Annotated in this window: 11 protein-coding genes; 2 read left to right on the top strand and 9 right to left on the bottom strand. The window is 74.5% G+C overall.

Annotation, left to right across the window (positions count from 1 at the left end; all coding sequences use genetic code 11):
• The 9 genes from ABD317_RS24060 to ABD317_RS24020 form a co-directional block, all read right to left on the bottom strand.
• On the bottom strand, positions 1 to 1,895 hold a 1,895-nt coding region (locus ABD317_RS24060; RefSeq protein WP_344292001.1), incomplete at its 3' end, for a glycoside hydrolase family 127 protein.
• A complete protein-coding gene (locus ABD317_RS24055; RefSeq protein ID WP_344292000.1) occupies positions 1,892 to 3,964 on the bottom strand; it encodes a glycoside hydrolase family 31 protein in 2,073 nt (690 codons plus the stop codon). The genes ABD317_RS24055 and ABD317_RS24060, both read right to left, overlap by 4 nt.
• A 73-nt stretch (positions 3,965 to 4,037) precedes the next feature.
• Positions 4,038 to 4,874: a carbohydrate ABC transporter permease gene (locus ABD317_RS24050; protein WP_344291999.1), complete on the bottom strand. Its 837-nt coding sequence runs from the start codon at positions 4,872 to 4,874 to the stop codon at positions 4,038 to 4,040.
• On the bottom strand, positions 4,871 to 5,815 hold the full coding sequence (locus tag ABD317_RS24045; RefSeq protein ID WP_344291998.1) for a carbohydrate ABC transporter permease: 945 nt from the start codon (positions 5,813 to 5,815) through the stop codon (positions 4,871 to 4,873). The genes ABD317_RS24050 and ABD317_RS24045 overlap by 4 nt, the downstream gene beginning before the upstream one ends.
• Before the next feature lie 23 nt (positions 5,816 to 5,838).
• On the bottom strand, positions 5,839 to 7,098 hold the full coding sequence (locus tag ABD317_RS24040) for a sugar ABC transporter substrate-binding protein (RefSeq protein WP_344291997.1): 1,260 nt from the start codon (positions 7,096 to 7,098) through the stop codon (positions 5,839 to 5,841).
• Positions 7,095 to 8,171: a substrate-binding domain-containing protein gene (locus ABD317_RS24035; RefSeq protein WP_051438582.1), complete on the bottom strand. Its 1,077-nt coding sequence runs from the start codon at positions 8,169 to 8,171 to the stop codon at positions 7,095 to 7,097. Before ABD317_RS24035 ends, ABD317_RS24040 begins: the two co-directional genes overlap by 4 nt.
• A gap of 38 nt (positions 8,172 to 8,209) precedes the next feature.
• Positions 8,210 to 11,035, bottom strand: a complete 2,826-nt coding sequence (locus ABD317_RS24030; RefSeq protein WP_425582420.1) for a cellulosome protein — start codon at positions 11,033 to 11,035, stop codon at positions 8,210 to 8,212.
• A gap of 256 nt (positions 11,036 to 11,291) precedes the next feature.
• Positions 11,292 to 11,942 carry a hypothetical protein gene (locus ABD317_RS24025; protein WP_344291995.1) on the bottom strand — a complete coding sequence of 217 codons (651 nt, stop codon included), beginning with the start codon at positions 11,940 to 11,942 and terminating at the stop codon, positions 11,292 to 11,294.
• Positions 11,943 to 12,137: 195 nt separating this feature from the next.
• Entirely contained in the window at positions 12,138 to 12,818 is a 681-nt protein-coding gene (locus ABD317_RS24020; protein WP_344291994.1) for a GntR family transcriptional regulator, read from the bottom strand.
• A 112-nt stretch (positions 12,819 to 12,930) separates the two neighbouring features.
• Here ABD317_RS24020 and ABD317_RS24015 point away from each other — a divergent pair, with 112 nt between their 5' ends.
• Both ABD317_RS24015 and ABD317_RS24010 read left to right on the top strand, forming a co-directional pair.
• Positions 12,931 to 13,569 carry a DJ-1/PfpI family protein gene (locus tag ABD317_RS24015; RefSeq protein WP_344291993.1) on the top strand — a complete coding sequence of 213 codons (639 nt, stop codon included), beginning with the start codon at positions 12,931 to 12,933 and terminating at the stop codon, positions 13,567 to 13,569.
• A 125-nt stretch (positions 13,570 to 13,694) separates the two neighbouring features.
• Positions 13,695 to 14,228, top strand: coding sequence for a MarR family winged helix-turn-helix transcriptional regulator (locus ABD317_RS24010; RefSeq protein WP_344291992.1), 534 nt, complete (start codon positions 13,695 to 13,697; stop codon positions 14,226 to 14,228).
• The last annotated feature ends 174 nt before the right edge of the window (positions 14,229 to 14,402 follow it).

The following is a 14,402-nucleotide window of genomic DNA, read 5'->3' as shown; positions in this document are numbered from 1 at the left end:
CCCGGCGGCTCCGGCGGCGGGGGGGGGTCCGGGGCGTACGGCCAGCCGGGCGCATCCGCCGACGGGCCGTCCGGCGGCCCCGCCGGGCGGTGCAGGGCGCGGACGCGGACCGTGCCGTCCCGGTCCTCCGGGGCGGCCGCGGTGTCGACCCGTACGTCGTCCAGGGTGAACCCGGGCGGCAGGTCGACCGACTCGGCGCAGTACACCAGCGGGCCGCGCTCGACCGCGACGCAGCCGCGCAGCGCGTCGACGCGGGGGTCCGGCCAGGTGAAGCGGGGGGTCACGGGCAGGTGCAGGCGGATCTCCTCGCCCGGCACCAGCGCGCGGTCCACCACCGCCGCGCCCGGTGCCACCGGGCGGCGCGTCCCGCCCTCGTGGAGCACCGCGCCGCGGGCCCACGCGGGCACGCGCAGCCGCAGCGCCACCGCGCCGGCGGGCGCGTCCAGCACCCGGATCACCACCGGTCCGGCCGCCGGGTACGCCGTCTCCACCGCCACGGCGACGGTCCGGCCGTCGCCCAGCTCCGCGGTGATCCGGCCGCTCGCGTACTGCAGCACCGTCAGGTCCCGCGGTCCCGCCGTGGCCAGGTACGTGTGCCAGGCGGCCAGGGTGCGGGCGACGTTGGTGGGGCAGCAGGAGACGTCGAACCAGGCCGCCCGGGTGCCGCCCGCGGCGCGCGGGCTGACGTCGCCGTCGGCGGCGGCCTCGCGGGGCTCGCCCGCCGTGCGCTGCTGGAGGGGGTTGGCGTAGAAGAAGGCGCGGCCGTCGGCGCGCGGGGAGGTGGCGACGACGTTGAAGAACGTGCGCTCCATCAGGTCGGCGTAGCGCATGTCGCCGGTGGCCAGGTGCAGCCGCCAGGACACGTGCACGGACGCCACGCCCGCGCAGGTCTCGCAGTACGCGCGGTCCGGCGGCAGCTCCCAGTCCTCGCCGAAGCCCTCGTCCTGGTGCCGGGAGCCCATGCCGCCGGTCAGGTGGGTGCGCCGGGCCACGGCACGGGTCCACTGCCGCTCGACGGCGGCGAGCAGTTCGCGGTCGTCGCGCTCGACGGCCACGTCCACGGCGCCGGCCGCCAGGTACAGCTGCCGCACGGCGTGGCCGCGCCAGGTGTCGGCCTTGCGGACGGGCACGTCGTCCTGGAAGTAGCCGGCGCTGCCGATGCCGAAGGGCACCTTCAGGGTGCGGTGGCCGCGGCGGTCGAGGAACAGCCGCGCCTGGTCGACGTAGGCGGGTTCGCCGAGGGCGCGGCCCAGTTCGGCGAGGCCGGTCTCGATCTCGGGGTGGCCGCAGACGGCGCCGCGGCCCGCGGGGCCGAAGGCGGCGCAGACGTGGTCGGCGGCGCGGCGGGCGACGGCGACGAGGTCGTCCGCGCCGGCGGTGCGCAGCCGGGCGACGGCGGCCTGCAGCAGGTGCCCGGTGCAGTACAGCTCGTGGCCGAACTCCAGGTCGCTGTAGCGCGGCGGGCGGCCGGGGTGGCCGTAGCAGGTGTTGAGGTAGCCGTCCGGGTCCTGGGCGGCGGCGATGCGCGCGGTGAGCCGTCGTACGGCGGCGTCGCAGCCGGGGTCGCCGGTGCGGCCGTACTCCCACGCCAGCGCCTCGACGAGCTTGTAGACCTCGGAGTCGGCGAAGGACCAGCCGGTCCGGTCCGCGCCCGGCCCGCCGGCGGCGACGCGGTCGAAGTTCGCCAGCCAGCCGAGCCGCTCCAGCCACTCCTCGCAGTGCGGCAGCGTGGCGGCCGCGTTGGTCTCCTGCAGCCCCGCCCAGAACCCGCCGGGCGTGAGCGTCACCTCCGCGAGCCCCAGCGGGCGCCGGGCGCCGCGGGTGGGGACGGCCGGCCGGCCCCCCTTCGGGTCGGTGCCGCCGGCCGGCTCCGCCGCCTGTGCGTTCTCCGTCACGAGGCCGCCGCCCCCACCCCGGCGCCGGCGCCGCCCGCGCCCGTATCCGCGCCGAGCGGCACGTCGGCGCCTTCGCGGGTGAAGACGGGGATCCGGTCGAGGGGGGCGGCGGCGGTGACCGTGCCGCCGCCGTCGTACGTCTCGCCGGTGGCGGCGCAGACCCAGCGGGTGCCGGCCGGCAGGTACACCTCCCGGTCGCGCCGCCCCGCCTCGGCGACCGGCGCGACGAGCACGTCCGGGCCGAAGAGGAAGGCGTCGTCGACCTGCCACGCGCGCGGGTCGCCGGGGTAGTCGACGAAGAGCGGCCGCATCGGGGGCAGGCCGGTGCGGGCGGCGGCGGCCATCTGCTCGTGCAGGTACGGGCGCAGCCGCTCGCGCAGGTGCAGCAGCCCGGCGATGATCCCGTACGCCTCCTCGCCGTACGACCAGACCTCGTTGGGGCCGCCGGTCTGCGCGTACGAGGTGGGGGTGCGCGGCTCGCGGTCGCCGTGCAGCCGGAACAGCGGGCAGAAGACGCCGAACTGGAACCAGCGGACCAGCAGCTCCCGGTACGCCGGGTCGCGGGCGTCGCCGCCGTGGAAGCCGCCGATGTCGGTGGTCCACCAGGGGATGCCGGAGAGCGCGACGGCGAGGCCGGCGCGTATCTGCTGCCGCAGCGAGGCCCAGGTGGCGGGGATGTCGCCGGACCAGAGCGCGGCGCCGTACTTCTGCGCGCCCGCCCACGCGGAGCGGCACAGCAGCACGGCCGGCCCGGCGGAGTCGGCGGCCATGCCCTCGGCGAAGAGGCGGGCGTTGTCACGCGGGTAGACGCCGGCGGTCTCCGCTCCGGGGCCGGCGTAGAGGGCGAGGTTCTCCGGCTGGGCGGGGCTCAGCTCGGGCTCGCAGGCGTCCAGCCAGAAGACCCGGATGCCGAGGTCGCGGTAGCCGCGCCGGACCCGCTCCCACACGAACTCCCGGGTCTCCGGGTTCGTCGGGTCGTAGAAGGCGACGGGCATCGGCGCGGCCATGCCCTTGTCCTGGATGGTCTGGTGGCACTCCACGCCCTGCGCGGTGCCCGCGAGCAGGCCGCGGTCGCGGTAGTCGGGGTAGGAACCGGCGAGCGGCGAGACGGTGGGCCAGACCGAGACCATCAGCTCCACGCCCTGCTCGGCGAGTTCTTCCACCATCGCCCCGGGGTCGGGCCACTCGGCCGGGTCGAAGCGGTAGTCGCCCATCGCGGTCCAGTGGAAGTAGTCGGCGACGATGACGGACAGCGGCAGGCCGCGGCGGCGGTGCTCGCGGGCGACGGCGAGCAGCTCGTCCTGGTCGCGGTAGCGCAGCTTGGACTGCCAGAACCCGGACGCCCAGCGCGGCAGTTCCGGCGGGTGGCCGGTGGCGTCGGCGTAGCGGGCGAGGATCCCGGCGGGGGTCGGCGCGGCGGTGAGCCAGTAGTCGATCTCCCGGGCGCGGCCGGCCTGCCAGCGGGTGGCGTTCTCGGCGAACTCGGCCCGCCCCACCGCGGGCAGGTTCCACAGCAGCCCGTAGCCGCGGCTGGAGAGCACGAACGGGATGGACACCTCGCCGTTGCGGTGCACGAGGTCGAGGGCCAGGCCCTTGAGGTCGAGCCGGCCGTGGGTCCGCTGGCCCATGCCGTGGAGCCGCTCGCCGTCGTACGCGGCGAACTGCTGGTGGATCTCGTACGCGCCCCCGCCACCGCCGCCGTCGCCGCGGAAGACGCGGGCGCCGGGCAGCCAGAAGTGCTCGCGGCTCTCGGCGAGCAGCTCGGCGCCGGTGCTCGTGCGGGTGAAGGTGAGCAGCGGCTCGGGGTGGGCGGCGCGGCGGTCGAACGCGGCCGTGACGGTCAGCTCGCCGTGGACGAGGACTGCACGGTCGACGTCGGCGTCGCCGTCGGCGTCGACCCGCGGCGGCGGGGACGGCGGCGGTCGGTCGAGCGCGCCGTGGCTCTCCGCCGGGAGCCGGAACGGCGCCGCCCGTACGCGGACGCTGTCGGCGCCCCACGCCTCGACGGTCAGCACTTCGTGCCGGTGGCGGATCTCCATGCCGGTCGGGGTGGGTCGGAAGCTCACCATGGACGCGGGCTCCTCACAGCCGGGTTCCTCTCGGTCGGTCCTTGACGGCGCGGTCGGTTCTCGGGCGGCTCGGTCAGTCCTTGACGGCGCCCGCGGTGACCCCGCCGGCGACGAAGCGCTGGGCGACGACGAGCAGCACGGCCGCGGGCACGGACGCGACGACGGCGGTCGCCATGATCGAGTTCCATTCGGTGGTGTTGTTGCCGATGTACTGGTAGATGCCGAGGGTGATGGGGATCGCGTCGGCGTTGCGGCTGAGGGTGGAGGCGAAGATGAAGTCCGACCACGCCCACAGGAACGCGAACAGCGACACGGTCAGCGCGGCGTTGCGGCTCAGCGGCAGGACCACGGAGACGAAGGTGCGCCAGGCGCCGGCCCCGTCGATCTTCGCGGCGTGCATCAGCTCCTGCGGGATGCCGGCCATGAAGGCGGTCAGCACCATGACGCCGAAGGGCACGGCGATGGTGGAGTCGGCGAGGATCAGCCCCCAGACGGAGTTGAGCCAGCCGAGCCGCACGTAGACGGCGTAGAAGCCGATCGCCATGACGACGCTGGGGATCATCTGCGCGGCCAGCAGCACGAAGGACAGGCCGGTCGCGCCGCGCGGGCGGAGCTTGGCCAGCGAGTACGCGGCGGGCGCGGCGACGGCGAGGGTGAGCGCCACGCAGCCCAGGCCGATGGCGAGGCTGGTCGTCAGCGCCGGCAGCTGGTCGCGCAGCACGTCGGCGTAGCCGGCGAACGTCGGGTCGCGGGGGAACCAGTGCGGCGGGTCGGCCCGCATGTTGCCGGTCTTGGTCAGGGAGACGTTGACCATCCAGTAGACGGGGAAGAGCAGCACCGCGGTGAAGAGGATCCCGAGCGCCGTCTGCCACCGGGCGCGGCGGCGCGCCCGTGTCCGGTACGCCGTCATGACCACTCCTGTCGGCGCTGGAGGCGGAGGTAGAGGAGGCCGAAGGCCAGGGCCATGAGGATGAGCAGGTTGCCGAGGGTGGCCGCGGGCGAGAAGTCCGGCAGGCCGGTGCCGAACGCCTCGCGGTAGGACCAGACGGCGAGGGTGGTGGAGGAGGTGCCGGGGCCGCCGGTCGTCATGATCCAGATGATGTCGACGACCTTGAGCGTGTAGACGAGGCCGAGCAGCAGGGTGATCGCGGAGACCGGGCGCAGCATCGGCAGGGTGATCCGCCAGAACTGCTGCCAGGCGTTCGCGCCGTCCAGCGCGGCGGCCTCATACAGCTCGTCCGGGATGTTCTGCAGCCCGGAGTAGAGGATGACGAGGTTGAACGGGATGCCGAGCCAGATGTTCGCGACGATCACGGAGGTCAGCGCCCAGCCGGGGTCGGTCAGCCAGTTGACCTGCCCGATGCCGAACGCCTCCAGGGCGGCGTTGACGATCCCGTTGTCGCTGTTCAGCATCCACGCCCAGGTGGAGCCCGAGACGATCAGCGGCAGCAGCCACGGGATCAGGAACATGCCGCGCAGCAGCCCGGACAGCGGGAAGTTCGCGCGGAAGAAGACCGCGAGCGCCAGCCCGACGGCGTACTGCGCGGCGATCGAGACGAAGGTGAAGACGAGCGTGTTGCGCAGCGCGGTGCCGAAGGCGTTGGCGCCCACCACGTCGCGGTAGTTGGCGAGGCCGGTGAACTCGGCGCCGCCCTGCACGAAGGAGCGGACGGTGTACTCGTGCAGGCTGAGGTCGACGTTCCGGTAGAGCGGATAGGCGTAGAAGGCCAGCAGGTACGCGACGAGCGGCAGGAGGAACGCGAACGCGGCCCACTGCGTCGAGCGCCCGCGGACCCGCGGGCGCCGGGCGGCGGCCGGCTTCGCCGGTCCGCCCGGGGTGGTGGTCTCCATGGGTGCGACTCCCCGGGCGGCGGTCAGCCGGCCTCGTCCTCGGCGGCGGCCTGGGCCTCGCGCAGCGCGTCGGCGGGGCTCGCGGAGCCGCTGAGTGCCTTCTGCACGGCGGTCCACAGCGGCTCGGAGATCTTCGGGTAGTCGGTGCCGAGGTTGTCGCCGGTACGGCCGCGGGCGGTGCGTACGGCCTCGACCCACGGTTCGAGTTCGGCGTTCTCCTGGAGCAGTTGCTCCTGCCCCGCCTTCGTCGGCGGGATGTAGTACGCGAAGGTCGTGGCCGTCTCCACCATGCCCTCGGGCGTGGTCATGCACTCGACGATCTGCTGGGTGACGTCGTACCGGGAGCCGTCGTCCTGTACGGGTGCGGTGATGAACTCGCCGCCGGTGGGGGTCGGCGCCACGCCGCCGTCCCGGCCGGGGATCTGCACGACGCCGGTGCGGAAGTCCGCCTCGGCGGCGCTGTTGACCTGCCAGGTGCCGTTCACGCCGAAGCCGAAGTCGCCGGTGAGGAACTCCTCCCAGGTGGTGTTCTGGGAGTTGTTGATCACCGAGTTGGGCGCGTAGCCCTTGTCCAGCCAGCCGGTCCACAGCTCCAGCGCCGTCGCGGCCTCCGCCGAGTCGAGGTCGCGCAGGTCGGCGCCCGCGCCCCAGAACCAGGGCAGGAACTGGAAGGAGCCCTCCTCGGTGTTGGTGCCGGCGAAGGTGATGCCCTTGTGCCCGGCGTCGGTGACCTTCTTCAGCGCGGCGGTGAGCGTGTCCCAGTCCTTGATCGCGGCGGGGTCGACGCCGGCGTCGTCGAGGACGTCGGCGTTGTAGTAGAGGCCGAGGGTGTTGGCGCCGATGGGGATGCCGTACGCCTTGCCGTCGACGACGCCCGCCGCGAGGAGGTTCTCGTCCACGCCCGCGGTGTCGAGGCCGAACTCGTCCATCGTGGTGAGCATCCCGGTGTCGGCGAGGGTGGAGACGGCCGGGTTGTCGATCAGGATGACGTCCGGCGCCGTGCCCTCCTGGGCGGCGAGCAGCGCCTGGTTCGTCAGGGCGGTGGTGTCGTACGCGGTGCGTTCGATGGTCACACCGGCCTCGTCGCCGCACGCGGCCACCCGCTTCGCCCAGTCGGAGCCCTTGGCGTGCTGCGGGTAGGGGTCCCACCACGTGTAGGTGCCGTCCGACTGGTCGCCGCCGGAGCCGCCGGTGTTGGACGAGCAGGCGGTCGGTGCCGTCATGACGAGGAGCGCGGCGCCCAGGACGCCGGCTGCGCGGACCGGGGTGGACAGGGATATCACGGTCTTCCTCCTTGGCCGTGCGGATCTGGTGGTGTGCCGGGGCCTGCCGTGCGGGCGGTGGGGGGCGCGCCGGTGCTGCCCCGGTCGACGAGTTCGGGCGGGACGAGCCGCAGCACGTGCGGCTCGTCCCGGGCCAGCGGATCGGTGATCCGGCGGACGAGGTGGCGTACGGCCATCTCGCCCAGCAGGTCGGGGGCGGACTCGACGGACGAGAACGGCAGCGAGAAGGTGCGGGCGAACTCGTCGGAGTAGCGGCCGATGACCGACAGGTCCCGCGGGGCCCGCAGGCCGCGGGCGTGCAGCACGGACGGCAGGGCCGCGGCGGCGGCCTCGTTGTTGAGCAGCAGCCCGGTCGCGGCCGGGTGGGCGTCGAGCAGCGCATGCAGGTCCCGGCCGACGTCGGGCTGGCGGGACGGGCCGAAGGCCGCGTGCAGCCCGATGCCGCGGGCCGCGGCCTGCTGCACCACCGCGTCCTGCAGCCGCCACACGTACGCGCCGCCCCGCTCGACGACGTGCTCCGGCTGCGAGACGAGGATCAGCTCGCGGTGGCGCAGCCGGTGCATGTGGTCGACCATCGCCCGCCCGGCCGCGGCGAAGTCGAGGTCGAAGACGTCGACGCCGGACGGGTCGCCGGGCAGCCCGACGAGCGCCCCGGGCTGGGGTGCGGCGCGCAGCAGCGGCAGCCGGGCGTCGTCCTGCGCGACGTTGAGCAGGACGACGCCGTCGACCATGCGGGAGTCCGTGATCCGGCGCAGCGCCCGGGCCCCGTCCGCCTCAGTGACGAGCAGGGTGTCGTAGCCCAGCTCGCGGGCGGTGTCGGAGACGCCCAGCATGTACTGGAGCATGGCCGGGGCGAACTCGTCCGCGTGGAACTGGGCGAGCAGCCCGACGACCCGGGTCTCCGCGGTGGCCAGCGCCCGGGCGCCGGCGTTGGGCGTGTAGCCCAGCTCCCGCGCCGCGTCGGCCACCCGCTGCCGGACCTGCGCGGAGATGGACCGCTTGCCGGACAGCGCGTACGAGGCGGTGCTGCGGGATACGCCGGCGGCGCGGGCGATGTCGCCGATCGTGACCATCGGACTCCTTGGTGCGTGTGCGGTGCGTGCGGTGCGGGTTACGGCCGTTCGGCCGCGAACGGCGCGAGCGTGATCCTGTCGAGCACCGGCGCGTACGGCGAGCGCAGCAGGATCCCGGGCCAGGTGTCGGAGGCGTACGACTCGCCGTCGAAGTTCGGCAGCTCCTCGGAGCGGAACGCGATCGTGTTCTCGCCCGGGTCCAGCCGCACCGGCACGGTCAGCTCCCAGAAGTTGTTCTCGTGGAACGAGTGCGGGAACGTCACGCGCCGCGCCTCGCCGCCGTTGACGGACACGTCGGCGTGCCGGACGAGCGGGTCGGGGTTGTAGTGCGTGGCCTCGGACTGCTCGGGGTTGGCGTACCGGACGCGCATGGCGTACAGGCCGGCCGCGTCGGCGGTGACGTGGAAGACGGCGGTGTTGCCGTTGCCCGGCTCGCCGCCGACGCCCCGCACCGCCCTGCCGCCGTCGGCGAGGGAGAAGCCGGCCGCCGCGGCGGTGCCGGTCAGCTCGGCGTCCTCCGCCTGGTACTCCCGCGCCGGCAGCGCGCCGGTGCCGGGGGTGACGGCGAGGTGGTCGACGAGCGTGGTGCCGGCGGTGCCGGTGACGGTGACCTTGTTGACGCCGCCGGAGAGGGAGACGGCCGCCGCGCCCGACGCCGCCGTCACGTCCCGCACGTCCCGGCCGTTGACGGCGAGCCGGGCCTGCCCGTCGCCGAGGGCGGCGACGTCGAGGGCGGCCTCGGCGTCGGCCTCCGCGTAGACCCAGAACGTCGCGGTGTCGCCTGCGGCGAGCCTCGCGGCGCCGGAGCCGGTCACGGCGGCGCCCGGCGGCAGGTCGTAGCCGGGACCGCCGCCGTCGAAGGCGGCGAGCTCGCCCTCGTAGACCGCCCGGTCGGCGCCGGGGGCGGGCCGGGAGAGGGTGATGCGGTCGATGATCGCGTCGCCGCTGGTGGCGCCGGTGCCGTCGAGGCTCTGCGCGGCGAGGGAGACGGTGTGCCGGCCCGCGGTCAGCTCGACGGTGGTGTCGGCGTGGTCCCAGACCACCCACTTGTACCCGAGCGGCAGGTGCAGCTCCTGCTCGGCCGCGCCGTCGACGCGGAGGAACACGTTCGTCGGCCCCTGTTCCTGTACGAGGCCGTAGGTGTTGAGGGAGTTGGCGAAGACGCTGAGGTCGTACGTGCCGTCCTCGGGGACGTCGACGGTGAAGTCGAGCCGCCCGTCGGAGCCGGTCCTGAGGCCGCCGACGTTGTAGCCGCCGGAGGTGTAGAACTTCGACACGTCCTCCGGCGAGCCCTCGGGCCCGTTCCTGCTGTAGCCCGAGCCGGTGTACGCGGCGTCCTCGGCCTCGTAGCTGCCCTGCCAGCGGGTGCGCGGGGTCTGGCCGGGCGGCCCGCCGCCGCTGCCGGCCGGGGTGAGGACGATCTCGTACGCGGACGACTCCTCCAGCGCCGGCAGGTCGCCGCCGAAGTCGAACGCGACCGAGCCGTCCCGCACGGCGACGTCGGCCTCGGCGACGACGTCCGGCCGGTCGGAGTCGCCGATCTGGCCGGTCCACGGGATCTCCCGGACCCAGGCGTGCACGGTGTCGCCGAAGACGTCGGCGGGCACGTTGTCGAAGCGGATGAGGCCCGTGCCGTCCGAGCCGCCGAACAGGGTCCGGGCCTGGCGCTTCTCCCGGTCGAGGGTGGCGACGCCCTGCATCGTGTAGTTCTGGCCGGGCGAGGGCGGGGTGACCTCGACGGTGTGCCCGGACATGGCGCCGTAGGCGTTGAAGAGCCACCACTGGCCGTTGCCGCGGTTCGACTGGACGGCCGAGTCGGAGAGGTTGCCGTCGATGTTCCAGTACGCCATGTCGGCGTCGACCTTCGACTCCTCGATCGCGGAGATCCACTGGATCATCTGGCCCGGGACGGAGGTGTGGTAGTTGAAGGCGTACTCGTTGACGTTGACCGGCAGCGGCGTCCTGTCCTCGTACGGGGTGCCGGCGAAGATCTCCCGCTCCCAGTCGCGGTAGCGCGCGACGCTCGTGCGCACCTGCTCGGGGTGGCTCAGCTCGTGCCAGGTGACGACGTCGGGGACGGTGCCGGCCTCGATGGTGTGCCGCAGGAAGCCCCGGACCTGCTCGTACAGGATGCTGGTGTTGGGCCCGGCGATCCGGGCGGCCGGCATCTTCCCCTTGATCAGCCGGTAGAAGTCATCCCAGACGGCGAAGTAGTCCGCGGGGTCGTCGAGCCAGCTGGTGCCGTCGTAGCTCCACTCGCCGGTGCCGAACATGTTGCCCTCGGGCTCGTTGAACGGCACGAAGACGATGTTGTCCCGGTACTCCGCGGGCAGTTCGAGGACCTGGTCGACCTGCTTGGCGATCTTCTCCCGGTAGATCCGCACCTTCTCCCGCGGGGTGTCGCCCTCCCACTGGTACGGGAAGCCGCGGTGGATGTCGGTCATGTAGACGTACACGTCGCCGTCGGTGGAGTCCGCGAGCGGCCTGACGACTTCGAGCGCGTCCGCGCCCGGGTGCTGCGGTCCGTCCTGCGCCTTGGTGGAGACGGTCCGCAGGTTCATGCCCTCGATGAGGTTGTTCGTCGGCACGTCCTGCCCGTAGAGGCCGTAGAGCGTGCCGGCGGCGCCGCCGTGGAACGGACCGGTGTCCGTCGCCAGGTCGACGGTCAGCTCGCCTTCGGCGGCGGACGCGCCGGACGCGCCGGACGCGCCGGGCGTTCCGAGGCCCGCGGTCAGCAGGGCCGCGCCCACGGCGGCGGTCAGCGCCGCGCGCAGCGCGGGACGGGCCCGTGTTGCTCTCGTACTCACCATCGTCACTGCTCCCTGTGCGTCGTCATGGGGGGCGAACCGGTTCGACAGTGCCAGGCACGCGCGTTGTCGAACCGGTTCGACGGTGGAGCCCCGCCACCCTCCCCGTCCCGGGGAAACGCGGGCGGCCCGCTCCTGACGTTCGAGATTTCAGACGCAATACGAGATTTCGTCTCGGCGAGAATGGCCCCTGCCCGTCCCGGCGTCAACACCCGTGACACGGCGGGTTCCCCCGGATGACGGCCGGGGGCGGCAGCCTGGGGTGGCGGCCGGGGGTGGCGCGGCGGCCCGCGGCGGACCGGCCCGCCACCCGTCAGCTGAAGACGATCATCGAGCCCTGCGCCAGGCTCCGCGTCGCCGCCGCGTGCAGCCCCAGCCACACGTGCCGCTCCTGCGCGAACTCCCCGCCCCCCGTCGGCGCCGTCGCCGCCGGCTCCGACAGCTCCGTCGGCCCCGGCGGCGGCGCCGGGGGCGGCGGGGGGTTGTCCGGGTCGATGCCGATCACCGGGGCGACGGCGACGAGTTCGCGCACAAGCCCCTGCGCCGAGCCCAGCGGCCCGCCGCCCGCGAGCAGCTCCTCCGTGACGAGCGGGTGCGGGAAGTCGACGGGCACGTACGCACCGGCGTGGTCGTAGTGCCAGACCAGGTGCGACTGCTGCGCGGTGGCCTCGAACATCTCCAGCAGCTGCTCGTAGTCCCCGCCCAGCTCGCCGACCGGCGTGACCTCCAGGCCGCACAGCTGCAACAGGTACGCGCGGCGCAGGAAGTGGAGCGCGTCGTAGTCGAAGCCGGCGACCGGGGCGACGTCCCCGGACAGCCCCGGCATGTAGCTCTGCACGGGCACCGGCGGCAGCCCCGCCTGTGCCAGCGCGTCGTCGTAGGCGGCGATCTCCTCGGCGAAGGGGTTGTCGGGGCTGTGGCACAGCACGTCGACAAGGGGCACCAGCCACAGGTCGCAGGCCAAGCGGAACGCTCCTTAACTGCGCGGTCGGGCTCAGGGTAGCCGCTGCCGGCGGCCCGGCAGCACCCCCCGGCCGGGTACCGCGCCCGCCCCCGCCGGGTCTCGGCCAACACGCCGGGCGCGCTCAGGGCGCCGGCCGGGTGCGGCCGGGCCGCCGGAGGCCCGCGCTCAGGGCGCCGACCGGGCACGACCGGCCGGTCAGCCGCCTGCGAGCCGCTCGATCAGCTCCAGCGAGTGCCGGTTGTACGTGCGTACGACCTCCTCAGCGGCGGCGACGTCGCGGCGCTCTATGGCCTCGACGAGCCGCATATGCCCCTGCCAGAACGTGCCGGGCACGCAGTCCTCGCTCGCCCCCCGGAGGTACGGCACCGCGAACACCCAGCAGTGCACCCGCACCCGCTCCAGGAACTCGGAGATGTAGTCGTTACCGATCAGCCCGGTGATCTCACGCCAGAAGCGCAGGTCGTAGTGGACGAGCACGTCGAGGTCGCCGGCCTTCGCCGCCCGCTCCGCCTCCTCGCCGCGGCGCCGCATCGCGGTCAGCGCGGCGGGCGCGGGGTCGACGACGTGCGGCGGGTCGCCGCGGAAGACGCCCAGCTGGACGACGGTGCGGGCGTCGGTCATGGCGCGGTAGTCGTCGAGGGTGAAGGCGTGCACGCGGTAGCCGCGGTGCTGCTCGACGTCGAGGAGCCCCTGGGCGGAGAGGTCGACCAGGGCCTCGCGTACGGGGGTTGCGGAGACCCCGTACTGCTCGGCTATCTCGCCGACCGTGATGTGCTGCCCGGCCGCGAGCCGGCCGGCCAGGATCTCGTCGCGCAGGGCGTCGGCGATCTGTGCACGCAGCGTCTCGCGCCGGACCACGGCGCCTGCGGGGGTCATGCGGTGGCCCTTCCTGACGGGGATGCACCCACACGATAAGGGCAGCGGTCGAGGGCGATTGACAGCATGCTGTCCATTCGACAGTATGCTGTCAATAAACGAAGGAGACACCGTGGCCCGCAGAATCGTTCACCTTGCCGTCTACGACACGCTCGCCGACTGGGAGACCGGACACGCCGTCGCGCACATCCGGGAGACGTCGCTGCACCGCCCGCCGCGCGACACGTACGAGGTCGTCACCGTCGGCCCCGAGGCCGGCCGCCCGGTGACCACGATGGGCGGCGTGCGCATCCTGCCCGACCTGGCGCTGGACGACCTGCGCCCCGAGGACAGCACACTCCTGATCATGCCGGGCGCCACCCTCTGGGACACCGGCGGCGAGCTGGCGCCGTACGCCCGCGGGGCCCGCGCGTTCCTGGCCGCGGGCGTGCCGGTGGCGGCGATCTGCGGCGCGGTCGCCGGCCTCGCCCGGGAAGGGCTGCTGGACGACCGTGCGCACACGGGCGCGGCGGCGGAGTACGTCGGCGGCCAGCCCGGGTACGGCGGGCACGCGCGCTACGTCGAGGCGGACGCGGTCACCGACGGCGGGCTGCTGGTCACGGCGGGGCCGACGGAGCCGGTCGCGTTCGCGCGCGAGGTGTTCCGGATGCTCGACCTGCACGAGCCCGAGGTGCTCGACGCCTGGGTGCGGCTGTTCGGCTCGTCCGACCCGAGCGCGTTCCCGGTGCTGATGGAGGCGGGGTCGCGGTGACGGGGCGGCCGGGGCGGGAGGCTCGGGGCGCCGCCGGGGGCGGGGCGCGTAACCGGCCGAAAAGCGACGCAGCGGGAGGCCGCACGGAGAGCGGCGGCGCGGGGAACAGCGGCATACCGGACGGCGTGGCGGACGAGGAGGACCTGGCGGCCTTCGGCGCCCCCGGCCTCCTCGACGGCGTCGCCACCGCCGCGTTCCGCCTCAACGGCCAGTTCCTCGCCCGCGGCGACCGGCTGGCCGCCCCCGCCGGGCTGACCGCGTCCCGCTGGCAGGTGCTCTACGCCGTGTACGACGAGCCGCTGCCCGTCGCCGGCGTCGCGCGCGCCATGGGCGTCGCCCGGCAGAGCGTGCAGCGCATCGCCGACGTGCTGGTGGAGCAGGGGCTCGCGGCGTACGAGCCGAACCCCGCCCACCGCCGCGCGAAGCTGCTCCGCCCCACCCCCGCGGGACGCCGGGCGCTGGCGCGACTGGGGCCGGGGCACGCCGAGTTCGCCGCCCGGCTCGCGCACCGGCTCGGCGGCGCGGAGGGGTTCCGCGCGACGCTGGCGGCGCTGCGGCGGCTGTCGGCGGCGATGGAGGCGCTGCAGGCGGAGGACGCGGAGGCGGCGGAGGACGCGGAGGCGGCGGAGGACGCGGAGGGGTCGGCGGAGGGGCCGTAGGAGGCGGCCGCGGAAGGACGCGAACGGCAGAGGACCCGGACGCCGTACACGCGGCGGCGCCGGGCCCCGCGGGCGGCGCGCGGCGGACGCGAACACCGCACACACCCGGCCCGCGCGCCGCACACGGCAGACACGGACGCCGCGCACCCGGCGACCCCGCGCCCCGCAGGCCGC

Source organism: Streptomyces synnematoformans, from assembly GCF_039531005.1.
Classification (GTDB): domain Bacteria; phylum Actinomycetota; class Actinomycetes; order Streptomycetales; family Streptomycetaceae; genus Streptomyces; species Streptomyces synnematoformans.
This window is presented reverse-complemented; position numbering and strand designations above follow the sequence as displayed.